This is a genomic window from Hylemonella gracilis (assembly GCF_004328645.1).
GTDB lineage: Bacteria > Pseudomonadota > Gammaproteobacteria > Burkholderiales > Burkholderiaceae_C > Hylemonella > Hylemonella gracilis_B.
Genome location: NZ_CP031395.1, coordinates 3,111,026 through 3,124,037 on the forward strand (window position 1 = coordinate 3,111,026; position 13,012 = coordinate 3,124,037).

Consider the following 13,012-nt stretch of genomic DNA (forward strand, 5'->3'; position numbering starts at 1 on the left):
ACGAGACCCACGACATGAGCAAGGACACCCCCGAGACCTTGAGTCGCCGACGCCTACTGGTCGGCGCGGGCGCCCTCGGCGCCTGGAACGCGCTACCCCATGCAGCATGGGCGGCGCTACCAACCCAACTGGAGTACGGCCCCGCGCAGGCGTTCTCCTTCGACGATCTGATCGCACGCGCGCGGACGCTGGCCGGTCAGGCCTACGCCCCGTCGCCCGCGCTGTCGCGCGATGTGTTGGAGCGCATCGATTACGACGCCCACGGCAAGCTGCGCTACAAGAGCGAATTCGCGCTCTTCGCGCGAGGGCCGGGGTCCTTCCCCGTCACTTTCTTCCACCTCGGTCGCTACTTCCAGACCCCGGTGCACATGCATCTGCTGGAGGCGTCGGGCCGCCAGGCGCGCGAGATTCTCTACAACCCGGCCTACTTCGACATGCCGGCCGACAGCCCGGCGCGCGAGCTTGCGGCCGGCGCGGGTTTCGCGGGTTTCCGCTTCCAGGAAAGCCGGCTCGGCGGCGCCGAGGCGCAGAAGCAACTGCCCTGGCAAAAAAATGACTGGGTGGCCTTTCTGGGGGCGTCCTACTTCCGCGCCATCGGGGACCTCTACCAATACGGTTTGTCGGCGCGCGGCGTGGCTCTGGACGTGGCGCAGGCCGGCAAGCCGGAGGAATTCCCCGCCTTCACCCACTTCTGGTTCCTGCCGCCCTCGGGCAAGTCGGGGGACCACACCGTCACGGTATATGCCTTGCTGGACGGTCCCAGCATCAGCGGTGCCTACCGCTTCGACCTGCGGCGCGACCTGGGCAAGAATGGCGCGGTGCTGATGGAGATTGACTGCGCGCTCTTCCTGCGCCGCGACGTGGCGCGCCTAGGCATCGCGCCGCTGACGTCCATGTACTGGTTCTCCGAGACGGACAAGTCCAGCGCCGTGGATTGGCGACCCGAGGTGCACGACTCCGATGGCCTGGCCCTGTGGACAGGCAGCGGCGAACGCATCTGGCGCCCGCTGAACAACCCGAAACGCACCATGGCCTCGGCCTTCGCAGATCGCACGCCGCGCGGCTTCGGCCTGTTGCAACGCGACCGCGATTTCGACCACTACCTGGATGGCGTCGCCTACGACCGCCGCCCCAGCCTCTGGGTCGAACCACTGGGCGACTGGGGCGCGGGCAGCGTCCAACTCATCGAGATTCCGACCGACGACGAGATCCACGACAACATCGTCGCCATGTGGGTGCCGCAAGCCGAAGCCAAGGCCGGCAGCAGCCACCGCCTGAAGTACCGTTTGCACTGGCGTGCGGACGAGCCGGCCGCGCCGCGCGCCGCCCTGGCGCACTGCGTCGCCACGCGCCTGGGCCACGGCGGCGAGCCTGGCAAGCCGCGCCCGCGGGGCGTACGCAAGTTCGTGGTCGAGTTCCTGGGCGGACCGCTGAGCCAGCTGCCTTGGGGCGTGAAGCCCGAGGCGGTGCTCAGCGCCTCGCGCGGAACGTTTGGCAATGTCTTCTGCGAAGCCGTGCCCAATGGCGTGCCGGGCCACTGGCGCGCGGCGTTCGACCTCACGGTGAACGGACAGGAGCCAGTGGACATGCGGCTCTACCTGCGTCAGGCCGGGCAGACCTTGTCGGAGACCTGGCTGTACCAGTACCACCCGGTGTAGGCCCGCCCTGCACCGCGGCCGCTGAAGGCGGATCGTTAAAGGGGGTAGTCGTAGCGGACAAAACCGCCGTGGTGGGCCAATTGGTCATACAGGGCCCGCGCCCGGGCGTTGTCCGCCTGCGTCAGCCAGTAATAACGCGCGGCGCCCCGTTCCCTGGCCTGCGCCGCCACGGCCTCGATGAGCGCGCGGCCTATGCCTTGTCCACGCACCGAAGGATCGGTGTACAGATCCTGCAAGTAGCAGACCGAAGGCGCCCAGGTGTTGGCATGGAAGAGGTAGTGAGCCAGCCCCCGAAGCTCATCGTCCTGGTAAGCACCCAGACCGTGGATGCCATCCTGATTCAAGAGGCGGTTCCAGGCACTGTCGTACGCCTCGTCCGCGGTGGGCGTGTTGTAAAAAGCCTTGTAGCCGCGCGCCAGATTTTCCCAGGCGGCCCGATCCTCAGGCTGCAGGGGGGCGATGCGCAGCGTCATGGGCAACTCCTGTTGAGGCGACGTGGACGAGACTCAGCGTTTGCCGGTCGAACCATAACCACCCGCGCCACGTTCGGTCGCCGACACAAACTCGTCCACGAGATTGAAGCTTGCCTGCACCACGGGCACGATGACGAGTTGCGCGATGCGTTCCATGGGCTCGATGGTGAAGGCCGTGGTGCTGCGGTTCCAGGCGCTGACCATCAGCTGCCCCTGGTAATCACTGTCGATCAAGCCCACGAGGTTGCCCAGCACGATGCCATGTTTGTGGCCCAGCCCCGAACGCGGCAGGATGAGCGCAGCGTACCCGGGGTCCGCGAGGTGAATCGCCATGCCGGTGGGCACGAGTTGCCAGGCGTTGGGCGCAAGGGTCAGGGGCGCATCCAGGCAGGCGCGCAAGTCCAGGCCGGCGCTGCCGGGCGTGGCGTAGGCGGGCAATTGATCGCGCAGGCGCGCGTCGATGATCTTGACGTCGATGTGCATGGGAAGAAACGGAAGAATTAACTCTTGAGACGCTGGGCGATCTCGGCCACCAGTTGGCGCGCCAGCGTGAGCTTGTCGGCGTGGGGCAATTCTTTGGTGCCGACTTCATCGACCAGCAGCAAGGCATTGTCGTCCTGACCGAAGGTGGCCGGACCGATGTTGCCCACCAGCAAAGGCACGCCCTTGCGCGCGCGCTTGGCCTGGGCGTGGGTCAGCAGATCGTGGCTTTCGGCAGCGAAGCCGACGCAGTACAGCGCGCCGCTCTTGGCCCGTGGGTGCTGTGCCACGCCAGCAAGGATGTCCACGTTTTCGATGAAGTCCAGCGCGGGCGGTTTTCCGCTGCCGTCTTTCTTGATCTTCTGCTCCGCCACGCTGGCGGGTCGCCAATCCGCCACGGCGGCGGTTGCTACGAAAATGGAAGCATGGTCGACCATATCCCGCACCGCCTGCTGCATTTGCTGGGCCGTGCGCACGTCAATGCGCGTCACGCCACGCGGCGTGGGCAGGTGCACCGGTCCCGCCACCAGGGTCACATCCCCACCCGCCTCGCGCGCGGCGCGGGCAATGGCAAATCCCATCTTGCCGCTGGAGCGATTGGTGATGCCGCGCACCGGGTCGATGGCCTCGTAAGTCGGCCCCGCCGTGACCAATATGCGCCGGCCCGGTAGCAGCTTGGGCTGGAAGAAAGCAGTCAGATCTTCGAGGATGTCCACTGGCTCCAGCATGCGGCCGTCCCCAGTCTCGCCGCAGGCCTGCAAGCCATGGCCCACGCCCAGCAGCGTGGCCCCATCGACGTCCACCTGGGCCAAGTTGCGCTGGGTCGCGGGGTGGGCCCACATTTCGCGGTTCATGGCGGGGGCCAACAGCAGGGGCACCTGGTCGATGGGGCGTGCCAGACACATCAGGCCCAGCAGCTCGCTGGCCCGGCCCTGTGCCAGCTGGGCGATGAAATCGGCGCTGGCCGGCGCGACGAGGATGGCATCTGCGTGCCGGTCGCCCTGCCGCGTCGCGTTGATGTGGGGCATGTTGTTCGGCTCGCGCGCGTCCCACTGCGACAGGTACACCGGCCGGTTCGAGAGCGCTTGCATGGTCACAGGGGTGATGAACTGCGCGGCGGCCTCGGTCATGATGACCTGCACCGTCGCGCCCGCCTTGATCAGCAAGCGACACAGCTCCGCCGACTTGTAGCAGGCCACGCCCCCGGAGAGGCCCAGGACGATGTGTTTTCCAGCGAGATCGTTCATGGCCCGGGAATGTAGCAGTTCCCGTCTGTGCGCTTCGCCCCTGTGGCTTGGCTGGCGAAGGCCGCGCCGGCGCTGGGGCCCGCGCGCGATTTCGGGGATGGCGCTTGGGGCAGGCAGGAGGCCACAGCGTGACGACAAGCGTCGTCACGCGTCGTGCATCTGATGGCCGATAACGTGTTTGAGCGCAGCGCTGAAAGCGCGAAGCGAGTTGTTATCGCTGTGGCCTCCTGCCTGCCCCAAGCGCGAAGTCGGCGCAGCCGACCATCACCGCATGAGCGCGTGGGCCCCAGCGCCGGCGCGGCCTTCGCCAGCCAAGCCTGCACGATACCCCCGACAACCCTGGCCGGCGAAAAAGCGCCCACCCACCACGCCTATAATCTCGCTTTACCTGCTCATCGAACCTTGCACGGTTCGACTCGACATGACCAAATTCGTCTTCGTCACCGGCGGCGTGGTGTCTTCCCTGGGCAAGGGCATCGCCTCCGCGTCTCTCGCCGCGATCCTTGAATCGCGCGGCCTCAAAGTCACCCTCATCAAGCTCGATCCCTACCTCAACGTGGACCCGGGCACCATGTCGCCCTTCCAGCACGGCGAGGTCTTCGTCACCGACGATGGTGCCGAAACCGACCTGGACCTCGGTCACTACGAGCGCTTCATCGAAACGCGGATGAAGCGCAGCAACAACTTCACCACCGGCCAGATCTACAAGAGCGTGCTCGAGAAGGAACGCCGGGGCGACTACCTCGGCAAGACGGTGCAGGTGATCCCGCACGTCACCAACGAGATCCAGGAATACGTCAAACGCGGCGCGGGCGTCGGTACGCCCGATGCGGTGGACGTGGCCATCGTCGAAGTCGGCGGCACGGTCGGCGACATCGAATCCCTGCCCTTCCTCGAAGCCGTACGCCAGCTCAGCCTGCGCCTCGGCCCGAACAATGCGGCCTTCGTGCACCTGACCTACGTCCCCTGGATCGCCGCGGCGGGTGAACTCAAGACCAAGCCCACCCAGCACACGGTGCAGAAGCTGCGTGAGATCGGCATTCAGCCCGACGCGCTGCTGTGCCGTGCCGACCGGGCCATCCCCGACGATGAACGCGAGAAGATCAGCCTCTTCACCAACGTGCCGCACTGGGGCGTGATCTCCATGCCCGACGTGGACACCATCTACAAGGTGCCGCGCGTGCTGCACGAACAAGGCCTGGACGGACTGATCTGCGACAAGCTGCGCATCAACACGCCACCCGCCAACCTCAAGCGCTGGGACGCGCTGGTTGGTGAGGTCGAGCATCCGCAGGGCGAGGTGACCATCGCGATGGTCGGCAAGTACGTGGACCTGTCAGACAGCTACAAGTCCGTCAACGAGGCGCTGCGCCACGCCGGCATGAAGAACCACGTGCGGGTGAAGATCGAGCACGTGGATTCAGAAACCATCACCGACGACACGGTGAACCAATTGGCGAAGTACGACGCCATCCTCGTGCCCGGCGGCTTCGGCAAGCGCGGCATCGAAGGCAAGATCAGCACGGCCCGCTATGCGCGCGAGCACAAGGTGCCCTACCTGGGCATCTGCCTGGGGATGCAGGTGGCTACCATCGAATTCGCGCGCCACGTCGCGGGCCTGAGGGACGCCAACAGCACCGAGTTCGAACCCAGTTGCGCGCACCCGGTCATTGCCCTGATCACCGAGTGGAAGGACGCGGACGGCACCATCAAGAAGCGCGACGCCAATTCCGACCTCGGGGCACCATGCGTCTGGGCGCGCAAAGCTCGGACGTGGTCAAGGGCACCCTGGCCCACAACATCTATGGCGACGTGGTGACGGAACGTCATCGCCACCGCTATGAAGCCAACGTCAACTACCTGGACACGCTGCGCGAAAAAGGTCTGGTGATTTCCGCGCTGACCCAGCGCGAACACCTCACCGAGATCGTCGAACTGCCTCAGACCACTCACCCCTGGTTCGTTGGCGTGCAGTTTCACCCCGAGTTCAAGTCCACGCCGTGGAACGGTCATCCGCTGTTCAATTCCTTCGTCAAGGCCGCGCTGACCCGTCAGGGCAGCGGCCAGAGCAGCGCCCCGAACCCGGCGCTGAAAGTCGCGGCCTGAACCCGGCACCCGCCATCCGTTCACGCACCGCCCACTTCAGCCCTTCCACCGTTTTTTCAACTTCGAGTAAAGAGAAGACAACATGAGCGCCATCGTTGACATCGTCGGTCGTGAAATCCTGGACAGCCGTGGCAACCCCACGGTGGAATGCGACGTGCTGCTGGAAAGCGGCACCATGGGCCGCGCGGCCGTGCCCTCGGGCGCTTCCACCGGCAGCCGAGAGGCCATCGAACTGCGCGACGGCGACAAGGGCCGCTATCTCGGCAAGGGCGTGCTGAAGGCCGTCGAGCACATCAACACCGAGATCAGCGAATCCGTGCTGGGCCTGGACGCGGCCGAACAGTCCTTCCTGGACAAGACCTTGATCGACCTGGATGGCACCGACAACAAGAGTCGCCTGGGCGCCAATGCCATGCTGGCGGTCAGCATGGCCGTGGCCCGCGCGGCAGCCGAGGAGGCCGGCCTGCCGCTGTACCGCTATTTCGGCGGCATGGGCGCGGTGCAGATGCCCGTGCCCATGATGAACGTGATCAACGGCGGCGCGCACGCCAACAACAGCCTGGACCTGCAGGAATTCATGATCCTGCCCGTGGGCGCGCCCAGTTTCCGCGAGTCGCTGCGCTGGGGTGCCGAAGTGTTCCACGCCCTCAAGAAAATCATCGATGCCAAGGGCATGCCCACCTCAGTCGGCGACGAAGGTGGTTTCGCGCCCAATGTGGCCAACCACGAAGCAGCCATCCAGCTCATCCTCGAAGCCATTGCCACGGCGGGCTATGAAGCAGGCTCGCAGATCGCACTCGGCCTGGATTGCGCCTCGAGCGAGTTCTACAAGGAAGGCAAGTACGTGCTGGAAGGCGAAGGTGGCCTGAAGCTTTCCGCCCCCGAGTGGACAGACATGCTGGCGACCTGGTGTGATAAGTACCCCATCATCAGCATCGAGGACGGCATGGCCGAAGGCGACTGGGACGGCTGGAAGACGCTGACCGAGCGCCTGGGCAAGAAAGTGCAGTTGGTGGGTGACGACCTCTTCGTGACCAACACCAAAATCCTGAAGGAAGGCATCGACAAGTCGATCGCCAACTCCATCCTCATCAAGATCAACCAGATCGGCACCCTGTCCGAGACCTTCGCAGCGATCGAGATGGCCAAGCGCGCGGGCTACACCGCCGTCATCAGCCACCGCTCGGGCGAGACCGAGGACAGCACCATCGCCGACATCGCGGTGGGCACCAACGCGGGCCAGATCAAGACCGGCTCGCTCAGCCGCAGCGACCGCATGGCCAAGTACAACCAGTTGCTGCGCATCGAGGAAGACCTGGGCGAAGTCGCGGTCTATCCGGGTCGCTCGGCCTTCTACAACCTGAAGTAAGCCTGCTTACTTCAGGCCCGGCATGCGTACACGCTGATATCAGGAACAGGCGGCAAGGCACGATCCTCCATGGCACGACCGCCCCGCCCTTCTCGTCTGCTGCCGCTGCTGCTGGTGGCCTTGCTGTTGATCGTGCATGCGCAGCTCTGGCTGGGCCGGGGCAGCGTGCCCCAGGTCGCGGCCTTGGCCAACAAACTGGAAGCCCAGACCCAACGCAACGCCGAGGCAAGGCAGCAGAACGAACGCCTGGCCGCCGAGGTGCAGGACCTGCAGGACGGCCTGGACATGGTCGAGGAAAAAGCCCGGCAAGACTTGGGCATGGTCAAGCCCAACGAAATCTACGTGCAGATCGAAAAGTAAAGTCCGAGGAGTCGATGCACGCATGAAAGTCGCCTTGCTCGGCGCGGCCGGCACCGGCAAGAGCTGGTTGTCGCATGCACTCTCGCGGCACTGGCCCGAGCATGTATTCCTGGATGCGCCGGACCTCGACACGGTGTTGACCTGGGATCGTGCCCTGCTGATGGGCCTGGACTGGCCAGACACGCGCTTTCAGTCGGAGGCGGCAAGCCAGCAAGCCAGCCGCCGCGCCGAAGATGCCCAGCTACGTGTTTGGCTGGGTGAGGCAGGTCGAACCTATGGCGTGGTGTATGGGCAGGGGCCGCAGCGCCTGCGCGCTGCTATGCAGCTGATCCTTCCGCAGGACGTTCCCCTGCACCAGAGCCAGGGCCGCTGGCGCGGCCCCTGCGACAGCTGCGCCGACCCGGATTGCGAGTTCCGCTTGTTCACCGGACGCGCGAGAGCGACGTCCGTCCCTACTGCACCGTCGAGCTGGACGGTGGTTGATCTTCCGCCTGGGTGAAGAGCTGGGTCGCGTCGATTTCATCGAATCGGTAGCTGGCGCCGCAGAAATCACAGTCCACCTGCACCGCGCCTTGTTCCGCGACGATGTCTTGCACCTCCTCGCGACCCAGTCCACGGATCATGCCGGCCACGCGGTCGCGGCTGCAGGTGCAGGCGAAACGTGGCCCTTGATCCGCCAGCATCGGCTCGAATCGCTGCAGCTTCTCTTCCCAGAACAGGCGGCGCAGGATGGTCTCCACATCCAAGGTCAGCAACTCCTCGCGCTTCAGACTGGATGCGAGGGTGGCGATGCGGTTGTAATGCTCCTGCATTTCAGCAGCCTGTTCAGCACCCCTCTCGCCCTCCAGGTTGCCAGCCCCTTGCACGGGCAAGCGCTGGATCAGCAAGCCCGCGGCCACCCGCTCGTCGGCTGCCAGCACCAGCGTCGTGTCAAGCTGCTCACTCTGGCGCATGTAGTGCTGCAAGGCCTCGGACAGGCTGCGCATGCCACGACCATCCGCGTCGCTCAGGGGCACCACGCCCTGGTAAGGCTGCTGGCCCGGCTGGCGCCCCTTGGGGTCCAGGGTCACGGCACAACGACCTTGCCCCTGCACATTCAGCAGATCCGATAGCAGCGCCTCGGCAGGCACCTCGCCCTGCACCGTGGCCGTGGCGCGCAGGCGCAGGTCAGACTGCACTTCGGCCACGGCCAGCTTCACCGGACCGTCACCGAACACCTGCAGGATCAAGGCACCGTCGAATTTGATGCTGGATTGCATCAGCACCGCTGCAGCAGCCATCTCACCAAGGAGGTTCTGGACTGGCAAGGGATAGGCGCCGGAAGCCGCACCTGGCGCGACACCCGAAGGGCTCTGCGCACGACGGCGCAGGATTTCGCCCCAGGCATCGGCGTCCAGGCGAACAAGAGAACCGCGCACCGGCAGGCCTTCAAACAGGAATTTGTGGAGTTCGGACACGCTGGAATTCAAAAAAAGTCTTAAGGTCAGAGTCAATCGACACAGATGCGGTTCAGCCAATTTTCTTCAAGCCCTGGCGGTACAAGGCCGCGTTATCGACATAGTGCCGGGCGATGCGCCGCAGGCCTTCGATCTGCTCCGGGCTGAGCTGCTTCACGGCCTTGGCCGGGCTGCCCAGGATCATGCTGCCATCGGGGAACGCCTTGCCTTCGGTCACGAGCGCGCCCGCGCCCACCAAGCAATTCTTGCCGATCTTGGCATTGTTCAGCACCACAGCGCCGATGCCGATCAGCGAGCCATCTCCGACTGTGCACCCATGCAGCATCACCTTGTGACCCACGGTCACGTCCTCGCCGATGCGCAGCGGTATACCAGCGTCCGCGTGCAGCACGGAACCGTCCTGGACATTGCTGCCCTTGCCGATGTGCAGATGCTCGGTGTCACCTCGGACCACCGTGCCAAACCAGACGCTGGCGTTTTCCTCAAGCGTCACCTTGCCGATCACCTGCGCGCTATCGGCCACCCAGGCATTGAGCCCAAGTGTCGGGGCATGCCCGTCCAGTTCATAAATCGCCATACCAGCCTTTCTGCGACACCATCGCGCCACGATACCCGTTCGCCGTACCGACACTTGGCATCCATGACTCGGACTGCATCGCGCGCCGCGCGGCAGGGTGAGATTGTATGAAGCCTCCCACGACCAGAACATCGCGCAAGACGCCTCGGCGAAATGACGGAAATCTCAAAGTTCGGCGCAAAAGCGCCACAGAATCAGGCACCGGTACGCCTGAGCACCAGGAAAGGGCCGGCAAAGGCGCGTTATTGCACGCCACCTCTGTTTTTCGTGGTGTATCCTAAGCCCTGCCGCGTCCCAGCGTGTGCGTTGGTACGCATGTGCCGAGTCCCAGGGTGCTCCACGCCTTGCAGGCTCCGAGGTCGCGCCCAGAATTTCCAAGCACATTCCCTCCACATTTCCCCAAATCGCCTATGGCCCAGCTTGCCTCCCTGCTCAAAGCCGAAATCGTCCGCCTGGCGCGCAAGGAAGTCCGCACCGAATTGCAGGCGCTCCAGAAAGCCTCTTCCCGCTATCGCACCGAACTGGCCGCGCTCAAACGGCAGTTGAAGGACCAGCAGCGGCAATTGGCCAAACAGGCCAAGGGCGGTGGTCGCAGCAAGAGTGTCGCCAGCGGCACGACGACGGAAGACGACGACAACCCACGACTGCGTTTCCGCGCGAATGGCTTTGCCACGCTGCGCAAGAAACTGGACCTCTCGGCGGCCGACATGGGCAAGCTGATCGGCGTGACGCAGCAGACGGTTTACCACTGGGAAAAGGGACAGGCCCGCCCCCGCTCAAGCCAATTGCAGAACATCGCCGCGATCCGCAAGCTCGGCAAGCGCGGCGCGGCAGCCAAATTGGCCGAGATGTGATCCATTCACTGTGACCGCTCAAGAAGACATGAGATTCATCATGGTTTGCGACCCCCACCATCATCCATCCCGCCTGCGCCCGAACCGGCTGCGGCTGATCACGGCCCTCATGGCAGGCAGTCTGCTGAGCGGTTGTGCCTGGATGCACAGCAAAGCCATGCGTGCCGTGGCCACGCCATCGCTCGCCCTGGCCGTGATCGGCGACCGGCTGCTAACCGGCAAGGCGGTGCTGTACACCGACCGCAGCGCCACGATCGAGTTGAGCAATGAGACCGATCCCGCGCTGGATTGCATGGGCACGATGAACTACACCAACAGCACCGGTGGCGTGCTGGACCTGCGTTGCAACGATGGCTCACAGATCCGACTGCCTTACACCGCGCTGTCCGAAACCAAGGGCCGCGCAAGCGGAGGGGGCGTCAGCGTCACTTATGGGCTGCCGCCGGAAAACGCGCGTGCCTGGCTGACACCGCCAGCGGGTCGCCGCCTGGTCCTGGCCAAGGACGATGGTTTCATGTGCAACTGGTTCGACTGGGCCCTGTCCTGCAACTACCTGCGACTCGAATAAATCAGCCACCCGATTCGCTGGCGGCAGGCAACAAAAAGGGGCGCACGAGGCGCCCCTTTTTTCTGCCCGGCGATCATTGCCGGGAAAGACCATAGGTGTTCAGCGCGGCGTGCGCGCCGCGAACGGGCGCTTGCCACCACCACGCGGCGCGTCCCCCGCCGGCCTGGCAAAAGCCGGGCGGGCGCCCTCGGGCCGACCGGTACGGCCGGTGTCGGCAGCACCACGTTCACGACGATCACCAAAGCCATGGGCCTTGCCGAACTCCGGACGACCCGCGCCACCACGGTTGCCTTCCGGACGACCCGCGCCGCCAGGCCCCTTGCCGAAACTGCCTCGGCCAAAACCGCCGCCCCGATCGGAACGACCGGTGCGATCGCCGCGGTCACCCCTGCTGTCACTCCGCTCAGGGCGGAACGACGGCATGCGTTGCTGCGGCTCCAGCCCCGGAATGGCTTCGGCCTTGAAAGGCTGTTTGGTGTAGAACTCGATGTCACCGATCTTGCGGCGGTCACGGAATTCGGCGATGGTCACCGCGATGCCGTCGCGCCCCGCGCGACCGGTGCGGCCGATGCGGTGCGTGTAGTCCTCGGCCTTCATGGGCAAACCGAAGTTGAAGACGTGGGTGATGGTCGGTACATCGATGCCGCGCGCGGCCACGTCGGTGGCCACGAGAAACTTCACCTGGCCACTGCGCAGCGCCATCAAGCGACGGTTGCGCAGACCCTGGCTCAGCGCGCCGTGCAAGGCCACGGCGGCAAAGCCGGCCTGCTGCAGGTCGGCGGCCAGGCCGTCGCATTCCACCTGCGTGCTGGCGAAGACGATGGCCTGGTCGATGTTGGCGTCACGCAGCCAATGGTCCAGCAAGGCGCGCTTGTGCGCGAAGTTGTCGGCCCAATGCAGCACCTGCTTGATGTTGGCGTGCTTCTCGTGCGGCGCGTCGATCTGCACCTTCTTCACCTGAGAACCGTTGTCATGCATCACGCGCATGGCGAGCTGCTGGATGCGCGGCGCGAAGGTGGCGGAGAACATCATGGTCTGACGACGACCCGCCGTCAGCGCGTTGATTTCGGCCAGGTCATCGGTGAAGCCCAGGTCGAGCATGCGGTCGGCTTCGTCCACGACCAGGAACTGGACCTGGTCCAGCTTGATCTGCATCGAGCGCTGCAGGTCCAGCAGGCGACCCGGCGTGGCCACGACCAGACCAGCGTTCTGCAGCTTGGCGATCTGCAACTGGTAGGGCATGCCACCCACTACGTTGGCGATGCGCAGGCCCCGGCAATGCTTGACCAATTCGATCGCGTCATGCGCGACCTGCTGCGCCAGCTCGCGCGTGGGGCACAACACCAGAGCGCCCGGAGCGGCCGCCTTGAAGTTGCGCGGATTGGTCGGGTCCTTGCGCTTGTTGCGCTTGGGAACGGCTTCACCCTTGGCGGCGGCATCAGCGCAGGCGCGCTCGTACTCCTCACGCTCCTGGGCAGCGGCCTCGGTCTGCTGCTGGATCAAGGTGTGCAGCACAGGCAGCAGGAAGGCGGCGGTCTTGCCACTCCCGGTCTGACTGGAGACCATGAGGTCGTTGTAGCCCTGATGGGTGGCATCGTCCGACGGCAGCGCCAGCGGGATGACGCGGTTCTGCACGGAGGTGGGCTGGGTATAGCCCAGGTCGGCCACGGCCTGGATCAGTTCAGGCGCGAGGCCCAGTTCCACGAAGCCGTTGGGCGCGATGGTTTCGGAAATGGTGGATTCGACGGGAGCGTTCTCGGAAACGAGATCGCCCGTCATGTTCAAGGTGTCGGTCATTTCATGCTCACACGGAAAACCGCGCAAAACGCGGCACGGCGCGCCGCCTGAGTTGCGGTGCGCCCC

General features: G+C 65.1%; 12 protein-coding genes and 1 pseudogene. 7 read left to right on the forward strand and 6 right to left on the reverse strand.

Going from position 1 to position 13,012, the window contains the following annotated elements; genetic code table 11:
- Positions 1 to 14: 14 nt before the first annotated feature.
- Entirely contained in the window at positions 15 to 1,658 is a 1,644-nt protein-coding gene (locus DW355_RS14570; RefSeq protein ID WP_131281087.1) for a glucan biosynthesis protein, read from the forward strand.
- Between the two features lie 35 nt (positions 1,659 to 1,693).
- Here DW355_RS14570 and DW355_RS14575 read toward each other — a convergent pair whose 3' ends face one another.
- The 3 genes from DW355_RS14575 to coaBC are packed head-to-tail and all read right to left on the reverse strand — an operon-like array spanning position 1,694 to position 3,858.
- Positions 1,694 to 2,131: a GNAT family N-acetyltransferase gene (locus DW355_RS14575; protein WP_131281088.1), complete on the reverse strand. Its 438-nt coding sequence runs from the start codon at positions 2,129 to 2,131 to the stop codon at positions 1,694 to 1,696.
- 33 nt (positions 2,132 to 2,164) lie between these two features.
- On the reverse strand, positions 2,165 to 2,614 hold the full coding sequence (dut, locus tag DW355_RS14580; protein ID WP_131281089.1) for a dUTP diphosphatase: 450 nt from the start codon (positions 2,612 to 2,614) through the stop codon (positions 2,165 to 2,167).
- Positions 2,615 to 2,631: 17 nt separating this feature from the next.
- Positions 2,632 to 3,858, reverse strand: coding sequence for a bifunctional phosphopantothenoylcysteine decarboxylase/phosphopantothenate--cysteine ligase CoaBC (gene coaBC, locus DW355_RS14585; RefSeq protein ID WP_131281091.1), 1,227 nt, complete (start codon positions 3,856 to 3,858; stop codon positions 2,632 to 2,634).
- A 421-nt stretch (positions 3,859 to 4,279) separates the two neighbouring features.
- Here coaBC and DW355_RS14590 point away from each other — a divergent pair.
- From DW355_RS14590 to DW355_RS14605, 4 genes and pseudogenes are all read left to right on the forward strand, one after another.
- Positions 4,280 to 5,964 (forward strand): annotated as a pseudogene (locus DW355_RS14590) (CTP synthase).
- 82 nt (positions 5,965 to 6,046) lie between these two features.
- A complete protein-coding gene (gene eno, locus DW355_RS14595; RefSeq protein ID WP_131281093.1) occupies positions 6,047 to 7,333 on the forward strand; it encodes a phosphopyruvate hydratase in 1,287 nt (428 codons plus the stop codon).
- A 69-nt stretch (positions 7,334 to 7,402) separates the two neighbouring features.
- Positions 7,403 to 7,693: a septum formation initiator family protein gene (locus tag DW355_RS14600; protein WP_131281095.1), complete on the forward strand. Its 291-nt coding sequence runs from the start codon at positions 7,403 to 7,405 to the stop codon at positions 7,691 to 7,693.
- 22 nt (positions 7,694 to 7,715) lie between these two features.
- Entirely contained in the window at positions 7,716 to 8,192 is a 477-nt protein-coding gene (locus tag DW355_RS14605; protein WP_131281097.1) for a hypothetical protein, read from the forward strand.
- Here DW355_RS14605 and DW355_RS14610 read toward each other — a convergent pair.
- Together DW355_RS14610 and DW355_RS14615 are read right to left on the reverse strand one after the other, a co-directional pair.
- Positions 8,146 to 9,150, reverse strand: coding sequence for an Hsp33 family molecular chaperone HslO (locus DW355_RS14610; protein WP_131281099.1), 1,005 nt, complete (start codon positions 9,148 to 9,150; stop codon positions 8,146 to 8,148). The genes DW355_RS14605 and DW355_RS14610 overlap by 47 nt on opposite strands.
- A gap of 52 nt (positions 9,151 to 9,202) precedes the next feature.
- Positions 9,203 to 9,727: a gamma carbonic anhydrase family protein gene (locus tag DW355_RS14615; RefSeq protein WP_131281101.1), complete on the reverse strand. Its 525-nt coding sequence runs from the start codon at positions 9,725 to 9,727 to the stop codon at positions 9,203 to 9,205.
- 410 nt (positions 9,728 to 10,137) lie between these two features.
- Between DW355_RS14615 and DW355_RS14620 the strand changes: the two genes are divergently transcribed.
- Both DW355_RS14620 and DW355_RS14625 read left to right on the forward strand, forming a co-directional pair.
- Positions 10,138 to 10,581, forward strand: coding sequence for a helix-turn-helix domain-containing protein (locus tag DW355_RS14620; RefSeq protein ID WP_131281103.1), 444 nt, complete (start codon positions 10,138 to 10,140; stop codon positions 10,579 to 10,581).
- Between the two features lie 40 nt (positions 10,582 to 10,621).
- Positions 10,622 to 11,149: a hypothetical protein gene (locus tag DW355_RS14625; protein WP_131281104.1), complete on the forward strand. Its 528-nt coding sequence runs from the start codon at positions 10,622 to 10,624 to the stop codon at positions 11,147 to 11,149.
- 99 nt (positions 11,150 to 11,248) lie between these two features.
- Here DW355_RS14625 and DW355_RS14630 read toward each other — a convergent pair whose 3' ends face one another.
- Positions 11,249 to 12,946 (reverse strand): DEAD/DEAH box helicase, encoded by a 1,698-nt coding sequence (locus DW355_RS14630; protein WP_131281106.1) that lies wholly within the window; start codon positions 12,944 to 12,946, stop codon positions 11,249 to 11,251.
- Positions 12,947 to 13,012 lie beyond the last annotated feature (66 nt).

Excerpts from the sequence above, each read along its gene's own strand:
- DW355_RS14570 (WP_131281087.1), top strand. The coding sequence starts at position 15 with ATGAGCAAGGACACCCCCGAGACCTTGAGTCGCCGACGCCTACTGGTC.
- DW355_RS14575 (WP_131281088.1), bottom strand. The coding sequence starts at position 2,131 with ATGACGCTGCGCATCGCCCCCCTGCAGCCTGAGGATCGGGCCGCCTGG.
- dut (WP_131281089.1), bottom strand. The coding sequence starts at position 2,614 with ATGCACATCGACGTCAAGATCATCGACGCGCGCCTGCGCGATCAATTG.
- coaBC (WP_131281091.1), bottom strand. The coding sequence starts at position 3,858 with ATGAACGATCTCGCTGGAAAACACATCGTCCTGGGCCTCTCCGGGGGC.
- eno (WP_131281093.1), top strand. The coding sequence starts at position 6,047 with ATGAGCGCCATCGTTGACATCGTCGGTCGTGAAATCCTGGACAGCCGT.
- DW355_RS14600 (WP_131281095.1), top strand. The coding sequence starts at position 7,403 with ATGGCACGACCGCCCCGCCCTTCTCGTCTGCTGCCGCTGCTGCTGGTG.
- DW355_RS14605 (WP_131281097.1), top strand. The coding sequence starts at position 7,716 with ATGAAAGTCGCCTTGCTCGGCGCGGCCGGCACCGGCAAGAGCTGGTTG.
- DW355_RS14615 (WP_131281101.1), bottom strand. The coding sequence starts at position 9,727 with ATGGCGATTTATGAACTGGACGGGCATGCCCCGACACTTGGGCTCAAT.
- DW355_RS14620 (WP_131281103.1), top strand. The coding sequence starts at position 10,138 with ATGGCCCAGCTTGCCTCCCTGCTCAAAGCCGAAATCGTCCGCCTGGCG.
- DW355_RS14625 (WP_131281104.1), top strand. The coding sequence starts at position 10,622 with ATGGTTTGCGACCCCCACCATCATCCATCCCGCCTGCGCCCGAACCGG.
- DW355_RS14630 (WP_131281106.1), bottom strand. The coding sequence starts at position 12,946 with ATGACCGACACCTTGAACATGACGGGCGATCTCGTTTCCGAGAACGCT.